Annotated in this window: 14 protein-coding genes; 3 read left to right on the forward strand and 11 right to left on the reverse strand. The window is 69.5% G+C overall.

Features of this window, described 5'->3' with window-relative positions:
• Genes BLR51_RS14390 through BLR51_RS27730 form a run of 7 tightly spaced genes read right to left on the reverse strand, consistent with a single transcriptional unit; the run spans position 1 to position 4,865 of the window.
• Complete coding sequence (locus BLR51_RS14390; RefSeq protein ID WP_089848137.1) at positions 1-984, reverse strand: imelysin family protein; 984 nt, start codon at positions 982-984, stop codon at positions 1-3.
• 1 nt (position 985) lies between these two features.
• Positions 986-2,512 carry a di-heme oxidoreductase family protein gene (locus BLR51_RS14395; RefSeq protein WP_375342687.1) on the reverse strand — a complete coding sequence of 509 codons (1,527 nt, stop codon included), beginning with the start codon at positions 2,510-2,512 and terminating at the stop codon, positions 986-988.
• Positions 2,499-2,984: a bacterioferritin gene (bfr, locus tag BLR51_RS14400; protein ID WP_089848141.1), complete on the reverse strand. Its 486-nt coding sequence runs from the start codon at positions 2,982-2,984 to the stop codon at positions 2,499-2,501. The genes BLR51_RS14395 and bfr overlap by 14 nt, the downstream gene beginning before the upstream one ends.
• Positions 2,932-3,228: a (2Fe-2S)-binding protein gene (locus BLR51_RS14405; protein ID WP_089848143.1), complete on the reverse strand. Its 297-nt coding sequence runs from the start codon at positions 3,226-3,228 to the stop codon at positions 2,932-2,934. The genes bfr and BLR51_RS14405 overlap by 53 nt, the downstream gene beginning before the upstream one ends.
• 11 nt (positions 3,229-3,239) lie before the next feature.
• Positions 3,240-4,499: an imelysin family protein gene (locus BLR51_RS14410; protein WP_089848145.1), complete on the reverse strand. Its 1,260-nt coding sequence runs from the start codon at positions 4,497-4,499 to the stop codon at positions 3,240-3,242.
• A 46-nt stretch (positions 4,500-4,545) separates the two neighbouring features.
• Positions 4,546-4,707: a hemin uptake protein HemP gene (hemP, locus tag BLR51_RS14415; RefSeq protein ID WP_089848147.1), complete on the reverse strand. Its 162-nt coding sequence runs from the start codon at positions 4,705-4,707 to the stop codon at positions 4,546-4,548.
• On the reverse strand, positions 4,704-4,865 hold the full coding sequence (locus BLR51_RS27730; RefSeq protein WP_165616824.1) for a hypothetical protein: 162 nt from the start codon (positions 4,863-4,865) through the stop codon (positions 4,704-4,706). The genes hemP and BLR51_RS27730 overlap by 4 nt, the downstream gene beginning before the upstream one ends.
• Before the next feature lie 206 nt (positions 4,866-5,071).
• On the opposite strand from BLR51_RS27730, the gene BLR51_RS14420 reads away from it, so the two are divergent.
• Together BLR51_RS14420 and BLR51_RS14425 are read left to right on the forward strand one after the other, a co-directional pair.
• On the forward strand, positions 5,072-6,202 hold the full coding sequence (locus BLR51_RS14420) for a metallophosphoesterase family protein (RefSeq protein ID WP_089848149.1): 1,131 nt from the start codon (positions 5,072-5,074) through the stop codon (positions 6,200-6,202).
• A complete protein-coding gene (locus BLR51_RS14425) occupies positions 6,199-8,814 on the forward strand; it encodes an AAA family ATPase (protein ID WP_089848151.1) in 2,616 nt (871 codons plus the stop codon). Before BLR51_RS14420 ends, BLR51_RS14425 begins: the two co-directional genes overlap by 4 nt.
• Positions 8,815-8,841: 27 nt before the next feature.
• On the opposite strand, the gene BLR51_RS28470 is transcribed toward BLR51_RS14425, so the two are convergent.
• The 3 genes from BLR51_RS28470 to BLR51_RS14440 all read right to left on the reverse strand — a co-directional run bounded on the left by BLR51_RS28470 (position 8,842) and on the right by BLR51_RS14440 (position 13,138).
• Positions 8,842-11,421, reverse strand: coding sequence for a calcium-binding protein (locus tag BLR51_RS28470; protein ID WP_089848153.1), 2,580 nt, complete (start codon positions 11,419-11,421; stop codon positions 8,842-8,844).
• Between the two features lie 284 nt (positions 11,422-11,705).
• A complete protein-coding gene (locus tag BLR51_RS14435; protein WP_089848156.1) occupies positions 11,706-12,332 on the reverse strand; it encodes a DsbA family protein in 627 nt (208 codons plus the stop codon).
• Positions 12,333-12,514: 182 nt separating this feature from the next.
• On the reverse strand, positions 12,515-13,138 hold the full coding sequence (locus BLR51_RS14440; RefSeq protein ID WP_242656735.1) for a MarR family winged helix-turn-helix transcriptional regulator: 624 nt from the start codon (positions 13,136-13,138) through the stop codon (positions 12,515-12,517).
• Positions 13,139-13,287: 149 nt separating this feature from the next.
• Between BLR51_RS14440 and BLR51_RS14445 the strand changes: the two genes are divergently transcribed.
• Entirely contained in the window at positions 13,288-14,796 is a 1,509-nt protein-coding gene (locus BLR51_RS14445) for an MDR family MFS transporter (protein ID WP_089848160.1), read from the forward strand.
• 236 nt (positions 14,797-15,032) lie between these two features.
• Here BLR51_RS14445 and BLR51_RS14450 read toward each other — a convergent pair.
• The coding region (locus BLR51_RS14450; RefSeq protein ID WP_089848162.1) for a glycerate kinase type-2 family protein at positions 15,033-16,034 on the reverse strand (1,002 nt) is incomplete at its 5' end.

Raw genomic sequence — 16,034 nt, forward strand, 5'->3', positions numbered from 1 at the left:
CTAGTCCCCGTCGGCAGAGTTGAACCCGGCGCTAAGCCCCAGCGGCGCGCCCAGTTCGGCACCGATGGTGTCGCGCAGGGTGCGGACCTGCTGCTGCACGATCTCCAGCCGCAGCCGCGCGGCGGGATCGTCGAGATCCTGCAGACCGGGATCGCTGACGCGTCCCGCCAGTTCTTCCAGTCGGGCGAGCGCTGCATCGGTCTGCGGCAGCGGTCCGGGCGCCAGCATCACCGCCAGATCCCGCGCAGCACGGGCGTAAAGCAGCACGTTGCGCAGGCTGCGGCCCGCGCGCCACGCTTCGGCCCGGGTCGGGCGGGGCCGGTCGAAACTGCCCAGCGGTCGGCCCAGCCTTGTATCGGCGGTCACCTCGAGGCTGGACATGACCTGCGTGTAAAGCGCGGCCATCGCCTCGGTCTCCGACAGGAAGCTGGCATTGCCGGGCCCGCCCGCCGACAGCAGCACCGGCGCGAACCCGTCGCGCCAGCCGTCCTGCAGGGCCTGTGCCTGCGCCGCCATGTCGGCGGTCATGGTCTGGACCAGCGCGCAGGCATAGCTGCCCGGGGCATAGCCCGCGAACTCCGCCCCATAAAGCATCTGTTCCAGCGCGAAGAGCCCGCGCGCGGCGATCGACGCCTCGGCATAGGCGGCAGGATCGCGGCCCACCGGCGCCTGATCCGCGATGAACCCCTGCAGGGTGCGCGGGGTGAAGCCGCGCGCATCGGGCCAGAACACCACCGCCAGAGCGCCGGTTTCCGAAGGGCCCATGCGGATGTCACCCACCACGGTCCATGCGTCAAAGGCAAGCTGGTAGCGCGCGCGCAGCGCGGGCGCGGTGCAGTCCTGCCGCGCCGCCTCCGCCAGATCTCCGGCGGCTTCGGCAAAGCCCGCATAGCCGGGCAGGATGTGGCCGGTCAGCGCCTCGGGGACGCCCGCGCGCAGCGGGCTGGCAAGGCAGAGCAGGCAGAGGGTCGCACGCAGGATCATGTCAGAGACTTTCAAGGAAACGCAGAAGGGCGGCACGGTCGGGCGGGTCAAGCGCCACGACGCGGTCGCGCGCCGCCTGCGCCTCGCCGCCATGCCACAGGATCGCCTCCAGCACCGAGCGCGCGCGCCCGTCATGCAGAAGTTCGGTATGGCCGCTGACCTGCCGGGTCATGCCCAGCCCCCAGAGCGGCGCGGTGCGCCATTCGCGCCCCGTGGCCACCCCTTCGGGGCGGTGATCGGCAAGCCCTTCGCCCATGTCATGCAGCAACAGGTCGGAATGCGGCCAGATCAGTTGGAAGCTCTGTTCGGGACGGTCGGGCAGCCGGTGGGTGACGAATTTGGGCACATGGCAGGCGGGACAGCCCGCCTGATGGAACACCTGCTTGCCCGCCAGAACCTGCGGATCGGCGGCATCACGGCGGGCGGGCACGGCAAGGTTGCGGCTGTAGAAGGTGACCAGATCCAGCGCCTCGTCATCCACCTCCAGCCCGCCGCGTTCGGGATCCTCCCCGCCGGGGGCGGCGCGGCAGGCGGTCTGCGCCGGGGTGCAGTCGCCCCAGCGGTCGGGATGCAGCGGGGTGGACAGGCCCATGTCACCGGCAAAGGCGGCGGCAGACTGTTCGCGCACCGTCGCCTCCCCGGCCTTGTAACCGAAGCGGCCCAGCATCGGCGCCTCCGCCTCGCGCGACCAGACCACGGCGGGGCGGCCCGAGATGCCATCGCCATCCGCATCCTCCGGGTCGGCATGGGCAAGGATGTCCGCCGCCGGGATCGCCTCCAGCAGGCCAAGGCCGATCATCTGCGGCGCCACGCGCGGGCTGAGCATGGCCCCGGGCGCCAGCGGCCCCTGCGACAGGTCGACGGCGGCATAGACGGGCACACGCAGCGAGGCCAGCTCGCCCCCCGCCAGCGGCACCTCGCGTTCGGTATACCGCACGTCGAGCCGGTATTCGGCGCCAAGCCCCGCCGTGGCAAAATCCTGCAGCTGTCCGCCATAGACCGGATCGGGCGCGGTGGCGATCCAGCCTTCGATCTCTGGCATGTCGGCGCCGGGATCCGCGGGCACCGACACGCGCAGGAACATCGACACCGCCCCGCCCGCATCGGGAGTATGGCCGCGCCCGTCCTTCAGATGGCAGTTCTGGCAGCCGCGCGCGTTGTAAAGCGGCCCCAGCCCGTCAGAGGCGCGGGTGGAGGACGGAGCAGAGACCCAGAGCTTGCGGAAAAGCCCGTTGCCGACCTTGAACTGCAGCTCGCGGTCAAAGGCCATGTTGGCGGAGGGCTGCGAAAAGGCGTCGGCATTGGTGCGCGCCCGCACCGTGGCGGCACCACCGGGCAGATCCTCGAAGGCTTCAGGGGTGCTGAAATCGGTGGGCGGCGCCGTGACGCGCGCGATGCGCGCCGCCTCTCCGCGCGTGCGCGGGGTCACCTCCAGATGCAGATCCCGCAGGTCGGGACCGGGCGCGTCAGCAGCAGAAGCGGCGCCGCCCCAGAGGACGGCGCACAGGACAAGCCTACTCGGCTTCATCCATCGGTGACGCGTTGAGCAGCGCATAACGTTCTTCACCCAGTTTCGCGTAAAGCTCGAGCTGCGTTTCGAGGAAGTCGATATGGCCTTCCTCGTCCATCAGCAGCTCTTCGAAAAGCTTCATCGTGACGTAATCGCCCACGGCGTTGCAATGCTCGCGGGCTTCCTTGTAAAGCGCACGGGCGTCCAGTTCGGCGGCCAGATCGGATTCCAGCGTTTCCTTGGGGGTCTGGCCGATGCGGAGCGGGTCGAGCTTCTGCAGGTTCGGGTGACCGCCCAGAAAGATGATCCGCCCGATCAGCTTGTCCGCATGGTGCATCTCCTCGATGCTTTCCTCGCGGCTTTTCTTGGCCATATGGCCAAGGCCCCAGTCCTCCTGCAGACGGAAATGCAGCCAGTACTGGCTGACCGCCGTCAGTTCAGACCGCAGAGCCTTGTTGAGATACTCGATGACCGTCTCTTCGCCCTTCATGTGCGCCTTCCTGTGATGATCCGCGGCGCCGGAGCCCGCGGAGATGCATGGGGACTTCCAGATTGTCGTTCCCGCGCATGATTTGCAAGAAGAGCGGCATGCAGCCGCCGCAATCGGCAGCCTTGCCAAGGGCATGATAGATCTTGCCCGGCGTGATGATCGTCTGCGCATCGGACTTTCGCATCCAGTCGATGGCGGCATTGATGTCACGGTCAGAAATGTTCTGGCAATGGCAGACGATCATGGCTGTTCTCCTTACTGGAAGACGGCGCCGGGGTTGTCGAGGCTGTCGGAGCCTTCGAAGGCGATGCTGTCGAGCGACAGCGCGGTGACGATGCGTTCGATGCTGCGGGTCTGGTCGATCAGCCCGTCGACCCCGGCCATCACCAGCGCCTCGCCTTCGGCATTGGCCGGATCCAGCATCTGGTCATAGGCCATGCCGCCTTCGGCTGCCGTCTTGATCGCGCCAAGCGCCTGCATCGTCGCCTCAAGCTTCGCGGTCATCTCGGCATCCAGCTCGGGCGCGGTTTCCGCCACCAGATCGCGGAGCGAGGGCCCCGAGACGGTGCTGCCGTCGATCCGGGTATATGCGCCCAGATAGACGTTCTGCACGCCTTTGCCGTCGTAGTAATGCGAATTGTGGGTGTTGTCGGAAAAGCAGTCATGCTCTTCCTCGGGATCGTTGAGCATCAGGCCAAGCCGCATGCGTTCGCCCGCCTGTTCGCCATAGGACAGGGATCCCATGCCGGTCAGCATCGCCACCAGCCCGGCATCGGGATCAGCTGTGATCGCGGCGCGGGCGGCGCCCTCTTCGGCCCAGTTCGCGGCCATTTCCTCAAGATCGGAGATCAGCAGATCGGTGGCGGCGGTCAGATAGTCGGCGCGGCGGTCGCAGTTGCCGCCCGTGCAGGCCTCGCCCTGCGCATAATCGGTGAAGGGCCGGTCGCCCGCCCCCGGCCCGGTGCCGTTCAGATCCTGCCCCCAGAGCAGGAATTCGATGGCGTGATAGCCGCGCGCCACGTTGGTTTCGATCCCGTCCGCCTCGTTCAGCGTGTCGGCGATCAGCGCGGGCGTGATGGTGCCGGCATCCACCTCCTGCCCCGCGATCCTCAGCGCCGGATTGGCGATGACATTGGCGGCGGCCAGCTCGTTCTCATCCGTGGGCCCGGCATAGCTTGTATCGACATAGTCGATCAGCCCCTCGTCCAGCGGCCATGCGTTCACCTTGCCTTCCCAGTCATCGACGATGGGATTGCCGAACCGGTAAACCTCGGTCTGCTGGTAGGGATCGCGGGCGGCAAGCCAAGCGGTGCGGGCGGCGGCCAGCGTCGCCTCGGACGGATCGGCCACCAGCGCCGCCACCGCCTCCTGCAGCGCCCGCGCGGTGATCAGGCTGTCCTCATATCCCGCCTGCGCGATGTCGGCATAGGTGTCGATCACGGCGGCGCGGTCGGTCGCGGCCAGAGCGGGGGTTGCCGCCACAAGGGCAAGCACGGAGGGAAGCAGGCGCTTCATGGATCGGTTCCTTCTTCAGGGGACGTGCCGGGCTGTCGGCGCGGGCTTATTTGGTCAGGATCAGCTTTCCGGCCTTGGTGATCCGCAGCGTGTAGATCTGACCGTCCAGCTCGATCTCGGCGGTGATGCCGTTTTCGGTCAGCGCGCGCGCGTCATGGCGGGGCACAACGGGCAAAGCGGTGTAGGTGTCCAGTTTTCCGACGATCATTGTGCGGTCCTCCCGAGGTCGCGCGTCTCCAAGCGGTCAAGCAGGCTTTCCAGAACGCCCTCGACCGGCCAGAGCCCGCCAAGGATTTGCGTCATCAGTTCCGCCCGTTCGCTCTTTGGGTGGGGCGCCTGCGCGCCTGTGGTATATGTCTGTGCCATCGTCAGCCTCTTTCGGTTTTCCGGTCGTTCCGGTCTCGGCTTCCCGTCGCGGCGGCGCAGGGTGGCTGGATGCCCTTCATAACTGACCAAATGAATCGGAATTGTCAATCTGACAATTTCCGTCGGACATTGATCGGGCACAGAGCCTCCCTCCCCCCGTTGCGCTTGCCCGCCAGTTCGGCGAAGGTCCGCGCGGGGGACAGACCATGACGCCATTCCGCTTCATCCACAGTTCGGACCTGCATCTGGGCCGCCGCTTCGCCGCCCTGCCCGAGGACATCCGCCCGCGGCTGGTCGAGGCGCGGCACGGCGCGCTGGCGCGGCTGGCGCAGGCCGCCCGCGATCACGGCGCGCGCGACATCCTGCTGGCGGGCGACGTGTTCGACAGCCCCACCCCCAGCGCGCGGGTGCGGGCACAGGCGCTGTCGGCCATGGGGGCGGCGGCGGATCTGGTCTGGTGGATCCTGCCCGGCAACCATGACAGCCTCGCCGCCGAGGAGCTGTGGTCCGAAGTGGCGCGCGGCCCCGCCAATCTGCGCCTGCTGGCGGAGGCGGCGCCGGTGGAACTGGCCCCCGGGGCTTGGCTGCTGCCCGCGCCGCTGCCCCGGCGGTTTCCGGGGATCGACCTGACCGCCGCCATGCCCGCCGCCGCCACGCCAGACGGGGCGCTGCGGATCGGGCTGGCCCATGGCGCGGTGCAGAGCTTTGACGAAGACGGCGCGCGGCGCGACGAGGTGATCCCGCCCGACCGCGCCCGCAGCGCGGGCCTTGCCTATCTGGCGCTGGGGGACTGGCACGGGGCGAAAGCCATCACCCCCGACACATGGTATTCCGGCAGCCCGGAACGCGACGGCTTCCGCCATGACGGGCGCGGCGCCTGCCTTGCCGTCACGCTGAGCGCGGGCGCCCCGCCGCAGGTGCAAGAAGTGCACACCGGCACCTTCCACTGGACCGACAGCGCCCTGCCGCTGCTGCCCGGTCAGGATGCCGCCGCAGGCCTCGCCGCCGCCCTGCCCGCCGACCGCGCGCTGCGCCGCGATCATGTGCTGCGCCTGCGCGCCGAGGGCCGGGTGACATTGGCCGCCCGCGCCGCGCTGATGGCCGCCGCCGCCCGCGTGGCGCCGGAATTCGGCTATTTCGAGCTGACGACCGAGGCGCTGGGGCTGGAGCATGAGGCCACCGATCTGGATGCCATCGACCGTGCGGGCGCGCTGCGGCTGGCCGCCGACCGGCTGTCGGCACAGGCGGAGGATGCCACGCTCGCCGAACGCGACCGCGCCGTGGCCCGTGCCGCGCTGAACCGGCTTTACGGCCTGCTGCTGGAGGATCAGCCATGAAGCTGGTGTCGGTCACGCTCTGCGACGTGCGCCGCTTCACCCGCCCCGTCACGCTGGCGGGGATCGGGCCGGGGCTCAACGTGCTGGCCGCCCCCAACGAAGACGGCAAATCCACGCTTTTTGACGCGCTGCAGGCGGTGTTCTTCCAGAAACACCGCGCCGCGGGCAAGGAGATCAAGGCGCTGCGCCCGCATGCGGGGGGTGCGCCCACCGTGTCGGTGGAGCTTGACACCGATCAGGGCCGGGTGCGGCTGACCAAGCGCTGGCTGTCGCGCCCCATGGCGGAGGTGCATCAGGACGGGCGGCTCTTGGCCAAGGGCGAGGCGGCGGAGGACTGGATCGCCGCGCTGACGCAGGCGCCAGAGGCGGGCGGGCCTTCGGGGCTGCTCTGGGTGCGGCAGGGGCTGACCGCGCTGGACGACGGCGAGCGGCGCGAACAGGATCAGGCGCAGCGGGCGCGGCGCGATCTGCTGTCCTCGGTCGCGGGCGAGGTCGAGGCGCTGACCGGCGGGCGGCGCATGGACCGCGCGCTGGCCCAGACCGAGGCGGCGCTGGCGGAGCTGGTGACGGCGCAGGGCCGGTCCAAGGCCGGCGGGCCGCTCAAGGCCGCCGAAGACGATGTGGCCCGGCTGAGCGCGCGGGTTGCAGAGCTTGCCGATCTGGCCCGCCTGCTGGAGGCCGACAGCGCCGAACGCCGCCGCCTGCGCGCCGAACGCGCCGAGCTGACCGAGCCCAAGGCGCAGGAGGCCCGCCAGACCCGGCTGACCGAGGCCCGCGCCCGCGCCGAGGCCGCCCGCGCCTTTGCCAGCCACCTGACCCGCGCGCGCGAGGCGCAGGGGGTGGCGGATCTGCGGCGGACCAGTGCAGAGGCGAGCCTGACCGCCCTTGACCGCGCCGAGGCCAGCGCCCGCGCCGCCGCCACACGGCTGGAGGAGCGCAGCCGCGACGAGGCGGAGACCCGCGCCACAGCCGAGGCCGCACAGACGGCGCTGAGCCGCGCACAGGCGGCGGTGACAGAGGCCCGCGCCCGCCATGCCACGCTGCAGGATCAGGGCGCGCGGCAGGCCGAGATCACCCGCCGCCGCAGCGCCACCGAACAGCGCGCGGCGCTGTCCCGCCGTCTGACCGAGGCGCAGCGCCATGCCCGCACCGCGCAGGAGGCGGCACAGGTGGCGCAGGCCGGGCTGACGCAGCCGGTGCTGGACGCGATCGAAAGCTGCGCGCGGGAGGCGCGGGTGCGGACCGAACTGCATGCCCGCGCCGCGCCGCGCCTGCGCATGGACTATGCCCCCGGCGCCGCGCCGCTGCATCTGGACGGGCACGCGCTGGAGCCGGGGGTGGATCACCTGCTGGACCGCGCGCTGGTGCTGGATCTGCCCGGGCTGGGCGCGCTGCATCTGCATCCCGGCGCCAGCAGCACGCGCGAGTCGCTGGACGAGGCGCGCCGCGCGCTGGAGGCGGCGCTGCAGGCCGCCGGTGTCGCCTCGGTCGAGGCGGCGCGCGCCGCTGTCCGGGCCCGCAGCGAGGCCGAGGCCCGCGCGCAGGAGGCCCGCGCGGCCCTTGCAGCGCTTGCCCCGGAGGGGCTGGCGGCGCTGGAGGCGGCGCGCGACGCCCTGCCCGAGCCGTCAGAGAATCCGGACGATCTGCCCGAGGCCGAGACCCTGCCGCAGCGCCTGCAGGCCGCCGCCGCAGCGCTGCGGGCGGCGGAAGAGGCGCAGGACCGCGCCCGCACGCAGGCCGAGGCCGCGCGTCTGGCCGAGGTGCGCGCCCTGTCGCTGCGCGAGGAGGCCGAGGCGCGGCTGGCCGAGGCGCAGGCCGCCCTGCCCGCCGATCCCGTCACCGCACGCGCCGAGGCGGAGCAGGCCCGGCAGGCCGCCGCCGAAGCCAGCACGACCGCCGCCGCCGAGGTGGCGCGGCTCGCCTCCGACGCGCCCGATCTGGATGCCGCCGAAGCCGCGCTGACCCGCGCCGAGGCGGTGCTGCATCAGGTCGCCGAACGGCAGCGCGATCTGGGGGAGGCCATCGCCCGGCTGGATGCCGCGATCAGCCTGCGCGCGGGCGAAGGCGTGGAGGAGGATCTGGCCGCCAGCCGCGACCTGCTGGCGGAGGCGGAGGCGCGGGCGGACCGGATGGCCTTTGAACGCGACACGCTGCTGCTGCTGCGCCGCACGCTGGAACAGGCCCGCGCCGAGGCGCGCGAGCATTATTTCGAGCCGGTCACGCGGGAACTGGCGCCACTGCTGCGGCTGCTCTGGCCCGAGGCGGAACTGGTCTTTGACGAGGAAAAGCTGCTGCCGCTGCATCTGTGCCGCAACGGGCAGGAAGAACAGATCGAGGTGCTTTCGGGCGGCACCCGCGAACAGATCGCGCTGATGGTGCGGCTGGCCTTTGCCCGGCTGCTGGCGCGCAGCGGGCGGCACGCGCCGGTGATCCTTGACGATGCGCTGGTCTATACCGATGACGCGCGGATCGAACGGATGTTCGACGCGCTGCACCGGCAGGCGAATGACCTGCAGATTCTGGTGCTGACCTGCCGCCAGCGGGCGTTCCGGGAACTGGGCGGGCAGGTGCTGGATTTTGCCCCCGGAACCCTGCCGGACGAGGCGCTGTAACGCGCCCCGCCCGTCAGGGAGACGGGATCAGAAGATCTCGATATCCGAAGCCGTCACCAGCGCGTTGCGTTCGAAAGTGGCAATCAGCTGCTGGTCTGCGGCACCGGTGCCATCCGCGTCGAACCACAGCTGCCCCGAGGCGCGGTCGAAGATGAAGCGGTCATTGGCATCCTGCGCCTGAGTTCCGGCCACGAACAGGGCCGCATCCAGCGCCCCCACCGCCAGCCCGCCAAAGTAGGGGCTGCGCATCATCAGCGTGTCGCCCTCGTTGGCCTCGTTGGTGTTGAAATCGATGATGCGGTCGACGTTGTCGCCCCCATAGGCGCGGTCGAAAACGAAAGCATCCGCCCCCGCCTGCCCCTGCAGCGTGTCCCGGCCCTCGCGCCCGGCGATGACGTTGTCGAAGGGGTTGCCGATGATCACGTTGTCAAGCCTGTTGCCGAAGCCGTTGATATCAAGCACGTCCCCGGCCTTGGTCCGCACGGTCTGCAGGAACAGCCGTTCGACATTGTTCTCCAGCGTGTAGGAGCGGAAGGCGCGCACGGTGTCCAGCCCCTCGTTCGCGGCCTCGATCACCGTATCGCCGGGGGACCGCACGAAATAGGTGTCATTGCCCGCGCCCCCGATCAGCGTATCGACATTGGGCCCGCCATCCAGCAGGTTGTCGCCGCCATTGCCCCGCAGCACGTTGCGCAGCCCGTTGCCCGCGCCCAGATAGGCGGTGCCGGTCAGGCTCAGGTTTTCGACATGCGCGCTGCCCAGCCGGAAATCGACCGAAGACATGACGTGATCGATGCCCGCCCATTTGCGGCTTTCCAGCACCACGTCGCCCGCATCATCCACATAGAACACGTCCGACCCCGGGCCGCCGATCATCAGATCGGCCCCCGCGCCGCCGTCGATCGTGTCATTCCCGAACCAGCCGTTCAGCGTGTCATTGCCCGCGAACCCTTCGATGCGGTTGGCGGTGGCGCTGCCAAAGATGGTGTCTGCCCCGCCATTGGAGCCGCGGATATTCTCGATGCTGGTGAAGCTGTGCCGGAACGTGCTGCCCCGATAGCTGCCGGTGGCGACGCCTTCGGACAGATCCGCCACGACACTGGCATAGTTGGTGCGGTCATAGCGCAGCATGTCGATGCCGCCGCCACCATCCAGCGTGTCATTGCCCCGCCGCAGGTCGAAGCGTTCGCTGGCAGCGCTGCCGATGATGGAATCGTCGCCGTCGCTGCCGCGGATCTGGTCGACAATCCCGAAGCCGTTCAGGGTTTCGGCATTGCCGAAACCGTCATCAAGGATCTGCCGCGTGGCGAGGTTCAGGGTGATGCCCTCTTCGGACATGGTGAAATCCATGCGGAAGGCGCCAAGCCCGGCAAGGGTGTAGCTGTCCTGCCCCGCGCCGCCCTGCAGCATCATGTAATCACCTTCGGCCAAGGCGACGTTGAAGGTGTCGTCATGATCCGTGCCGACCACCATCAGCCCGTCACCGCGCAGCGGCCAGCGCACCCCGAAAAGCGTGGTGCTGCCCGCGCCCTGCTTCAGGATGATGCCGGTATTGTTGATGCCGTTGATCGTGGCCACGATCCCGTCATCCAGATCGCCGTGATCCAGCTCGAAATAGCCGGTCACGTCAGCCTCGAAGGTCACGGTGTCCAGACCGGATCCGGGCGCGATGTAGTCGTAATCGGTATTGTCCCCGGCATTGAGCGAATCGTTGCCCGCGCCGCCATACAGCTCGTCGCTGCCCAGCCCGCCCAGCAGGGTGTCGTTGCCCTCGCCGCCGTCCAGAGTCTCGTTGCCCGCGCCGCCGAACAGGTAGTCATTGCCCGCATTGCCGATCAGCATGGTCCCGTTCAGGCCAGTCGAGATCATCGTATCGCCGAACACCGAACCGCTGATGGTCTGGATGCGGGTCACCCGGTCGACATTGCCCTGTGTGTCAAGGATGAAGCCTTCCGGCAGGTTGGCGAAGATGCCGGTGCCAGTGCCGTCGAAATATTCGTGCTCGTAAACGTATTCCACGAGGTTCTGCCCCGCACCGCCATCGATGGTGTCGGCGCCGCCCAGACCGGCGAAACCTTCCCAGCGGTCGTCATCCGATCCAAGGATCAGATCGCCATCCTGCGTGCCCTCGAAATATTCGATATGCGAGAACTGGTCAGAGGACAGGCCGTTGCCGGTGACCGCCGTGCCGGTGCCGTTGAGGCCCGAGGTGATCGTCACCCCGCCCACGCCCGACAGATTGGCATAGCTCAGATCGGTCCCGCTTCCGACGCCATATAGCCCCACATGGCCAAGGATCGTGTCATTGCCCAGCCCCGGACGGACGTAATCCCCGAAGTCCTGGCTTTCGATGTCGCCCCCGGTGGTGTCGAGCACGTCATCGCCATTGCCGCCTTCCAGCCGGTCGCGGCCCGGGCCGCCCAGAAGCCGGTCATCGCCGTCAAGCCCCCGCAGCGTGTCGTTGCCTTCCTCTCCGACCAGCAGGTCGGCCAGATCGCTGCCGGTCAGGCTGTCATCCCCTGCCCGCCCGAAAATGCTCTGGCCGTCCGGCAGCGCGGCAAGCGTGTCGTTGCCATCCGTGCCGATCAAGGTGTCCTGAAGACTCATCTTGTGTCATTCCCTGTCATGCCCCTGCATCGCAGAAGCCAGTCGCTGAACAAACGCACAGGACCACCGCCCGCACGCCAAAGGTGGATCGGATGGAATGCCGGTCAGACTGCGGGGCGCGCGGAAAAATGTCGGGTGCGGGCATCGGCAGGCGAGAGGTGAAATAGGGTCGGCAATAAGCGCATCCAGAAAACCTGACTCGCGCCAGGCCTTTTGACGCTACTGTGCGTCTGCGCATGCGGCAAGCATTTCTGCGCGCCCGCCGTGCAAAAATAAGGCGAAATTCAGGCGGCGTGCGAGGGCTGGTGCTGGTGCTGGCGCAGCCGGTCCAGACCGTCGAGCCCCGGCACGAGGCGGCCCGCCACGGCACAGCAGGGCAGCAGCGGAATCCCCGCCGCCTGCGCGCTGCTGATCACCGCCTGCGCCGCGTCGCGCAGGTCTTCGGATCCCGCCGCCGCGATCAGGCGGCATCCCGGCAGGCCTGCGGCGTCAAACGCCTCGGCCAGATCACCGGGATCGGCGATGTTGCGCTGTTCGGCCCAGACCCCGCGCAGGCAGGCAAGGCTGGCCGCCGCCTGATCCAGCCCCAGCAGCCCCGCCGCCAGAATGGCGCGGCAGGCCAGCCGTGGATCGGTGGGCCAGTTCAGCGGCTCCGCCGCCATGCGCAGCCCGGCGCGCCGCGCCCGGCGGGCCTGTTCCGCGATGCGGTCGGGGCGCTGATGTTCGGGCAGCAGATCAAGCCCCGTCTCGTCCACCGGCAGGAAGCGGATCGGCAGCGCCCGCTCCTGCGCCAGCGCCATCAGCGTGGCATGGCCCAGATAGGCGTCGCCGGACATGGGAGAGAAATAATAGTCGATGCGGGCAACATCGCCGGACGGGTCCACGCTCGGCTCGGTTTGTCTGGCGAACATGGACACCCCCGTCAGCTGCCGGACACGATCATGACGCCATGGCGACAGGCGCGGCACCCCCTGTCAAGAGTCTGTCACATGCCCCGCTGCCCACGCACGGTTCTGCCTGTCAGAGCGGCAGATCAGGCGGCAGACCCGCCGGGACTGCGCAGATCTTGCGCAGTTTTGAATCACATGCGCAGTTATTCCGCCGTAGGGCCATCCCCGCCGATCCCGGCTTCGGCCAGTGTCATCCGCAGGTCGGCGATCTGTTCCGCCACCGCTTCGGTATGGTGGGCGGCCTGATCCGACCACGCGCTGAACCGTTCCAGCAGCGGCAGGAAGGTCGCCACCTCTTCGGGGGTCCAGTCCTTGAGGAAGCTGCCCAGCACCAGAAACTTGTAGGTGCGCACCGCCGAGACCAGCCGCGCGCCCTCTTCGGTCAGTTCCAGCACGCTGCGCCGCGCGTCCTGCTGGCTGACCGCGCGCCGCACCAGCCCCTGCCGGATCAGATCCGAGGTCACCCGGCTGGCGCGCGACGGATCGATGCCAAGCCGCGAGGCCACGGTGGACACCATGGTTTCGGTCTGGTCGCAGGGCGTGCCGAATTCCGCCTCGGGCGCGCGCACCGCCATCAGCACGTCAAGCTGCGCCAGATCCAGCGTCAGCCCCAGATCGGACAGGGCGTGCTGGCCCAGTTCGCGCTTGATGACCCGGCGCCGCCAGCGCTGCAGCACCGCGTCGATCTCTGTCGCGGCCTCGGCGGTCGCCGCTTCGATGCCGGCGAGGTGCAGGTGGTCTTTCAGGCTCGGATCCGTCTCGGGCAATGGGGGTCTCCATTTAGATGCTGTTGACATATATCTGCTACGGGCACAGATATGTCGCAACCCCAGTGTGCCGCAAGCGGACGCGAAGCGCCAGATCGCCGCGCCCCCCCGGCCCGACCGCTGCCTGATTGCCCAAGGAGACCGCGTTCATGACCGACCGCGCCGACCCCATCGACCTGCCCGCCGCTGCCGAAGCCCATGACCCCGCCGTGATCCGGCTGGCGGCGGTGGCGGCGACGCTGCTTTTCGCCTCGCTGGGACAGACCATCGTCTCCACCGCCATGCCGATCATGGTGGCCGATCTGGGCGGCATGGACCATCTGACATGGGTCATCACCGCCTATCTGCTGGCCTCGACCATCGGGGCGCCGGTGGCGGGCAAGCTGTCGGATCTCTATGGGCGCAAGGCGGTGCTGCAGGTGGCGATCGGCATCTTCCTTGCCGGGTCGGTGATCTGTGGCTTTGCCTCGACCATGGGGCTGGTGATCGCGGGCCGCGCCATTCAGGGGCTGGGCGCGGGCGCGCTGATCGTCACCTCCATGGCGGTGGTGGGCGATCTGCTGCCCGCCCGCCAGCGCGGTCAGGCGCAGGGGCTGATGGGGGCGGCCTTCGGCGTCTCCACCGTGGTGGGGCCGCTTCTGGGCGGGTTCATCGTGCAGCACTGGTCATGGCACTGGATTTTTTTCGTGAACTTCCCCGTCGGCGCCATCGCCTTTGTCATCCTTGGCATGGCGCTGCCCTCGCGCAGCGACCGCAGGCGGCAGTCCATCGACTATGCGGGCGCGGCGCTGCTGGCGACGCTGCTGGCCTCCGCCGTTCTGGTCGCGAATATGGGCGGCACCGTGCTGGGCTGGACCGATCCCGCGCTGCTGGCGCTGGTCGGGCTGGCGCTGGTGGCGCTGGTGGGCTTTGTCGCCGTCGAACGCCGCGCGCCGGAGCCGATCCTGCCGCCCACGCTCTTCACCATCAACGCCTTTCTGGTGGTCAACGCCGTGGGCTTTCTGGTCGGCATGGCGATGTTCGGCACCATCACCTTCCTGCCGCTGTTCCTGCAGGTGGCCAAGGGCATTTCGCCCACGCAGTCGGGGCTGTTTCTGGTGCCTATGATGGGCGGGCTGATCCTTGCCTCCACCGTGGCGGGGCGGATCATGTCCAAGACCGGGCGCTACCGGCTGCTGCCCATCGCCTCCACCGCGCTGCTGGCGCTGGCGATGCTGGCGATGACCACGCTCTCGCCGCAAAGCCCGCTCTGGCTGGTGGCCTGCACCATGGTCGCGGTCGGGCTGGGGCTTGGTCCGGTGTTTTCGGTGGGGGTCGCCGCCATCCAGAACGCGGTGCCGGTCAGCATGATCGGCATCGGCACCGCCAGCGCCAACATGTTCCGCCTGATCGGCGGCGCGCTTGGCACCGCAGGCTTCGGCGCGATCTTCAGCGCGGGGCTGGCGCGGCAGCTTGATGGCCAGCTGCCCGAGGACATGGAGGGCGGGCTGGGCGGCATGGGCGCCGAGATGATCGCGCGCCTGCCCGCCGCCCTGCAGCTGCAGGTGATGGAGGGGTTCAGCGCGGCGCTGCACCCGGTGTTCTGGATCGCGGCGGCGGCGGCGGCGCTGGCCTGCGCGCTGTCGGTGCTGCTGCGCGAACAGCCGATGCCCGCCTGAGCAGCGCCGGACGCTTGCGCGGGATCAGCCGCGCAGGCGTTTGACGAACTGTGCCAGCATGCCGTTGGGCGCGGGCAGGAAGCAGCAGGAAAGCACGAAGCGGAACGGATCAATCACCATCATGGGCTCTGTCCTTCGGTCAAGCGGCGCGGGCACCTCCCCGGGCGCCCCTGCGCAACAGGATGCGCCAGCGCCGAAACAGTTCCATGACGAGTCCGTGAAGAAGCTGTAACCGCTCAGCCGTGGCCCTCTGGCCGCACCAGAATGGCCCGGAAATCGTTCACATTGGTGCCGGTGGGGCCCGGGATGAACAGATCTCCCAGCTGGTCGAACGCGCCCCATGCGTCATTGCGGGCCAGCGCCGTCATCGCATCGTGCCCGCTGGCGCGCAGACGGCCCGCGCTGGTGCCATCGGCGAAGGCGCCCGCATTGTCCTCGGTGCCGTCGATGCCATCGGTGTCGGCGGCGAGCGCGTGGATGCCTTCCAGCCCGTCCACCGCCTGCGCGAAGGCCAGCAGGAATTCGGTGTTGCGCCCGCCCCGCCCGCCGTCGCCGCGCAGCGTCACCGTGGTCTCGCCGCCCGACAGCATCACCACTGGCGCCACAAACGGCCGGTTGCGGCAGGCCACCTCGCGCGCCAGCGCCGCATGCACCCGGCCCACATCGCGCGCCTCGCCCTCGATCGCGTCCGACAGGATCACCGCCGGGACGCCCTGCGCCCCGGCCCGCGCCGCCGCCGCCTCCAGCGAGATCCGGGCCGAGGCGATCACATGCACCTCGTTGCGGGCAAAGACCGGATCGCGCGGATCGGGGGCTGCAGAGGCGGCGCTGCGGATATGGGCCAGCACCGTCTCGGGCAGCGCGATCTTCCACGCCTCGATCATCGCCAGCGCCGCGCGCGCATCCACCGCATCGGGCACGGTGGGGCCGGAGGCGACCTGCGCCGGATCATCCCCGGGCACGTCCGACACGATCAGGCTGACCACGCGGGCAGGCGCGCAGGCAGCCGCCAGCCTGCCGCCCTTGATGCGGCTCGCATGTTTGCGGATGGCGTTCATCACCCCGATCGGCGCGCCGGAGGCCAGCAGCGCCCGGTTCAGCGCCTGTTCCTCCGCCAGCGTCAGACCCTCGGGCGGGGCGGGCAGCAGCGCCGAGCCGCCGCCGCAGACCAGCGCCACCACCAGATCACGCTCGGTCAGGCCCCGCACCGCGTCAAACAGCGCCTCTGACGCCGCCAT

Origin of the sequence: Salipiger marinus (assembly GCF_900100085.1) — a bacterium.
Classification (GTDB): domain Bacteria; phylum Pseudomonadota; class Alphaproteobacteria; order Rhodobacterales; family Rhodobacteraceae; genus Salipiger; species Salipiger marinus.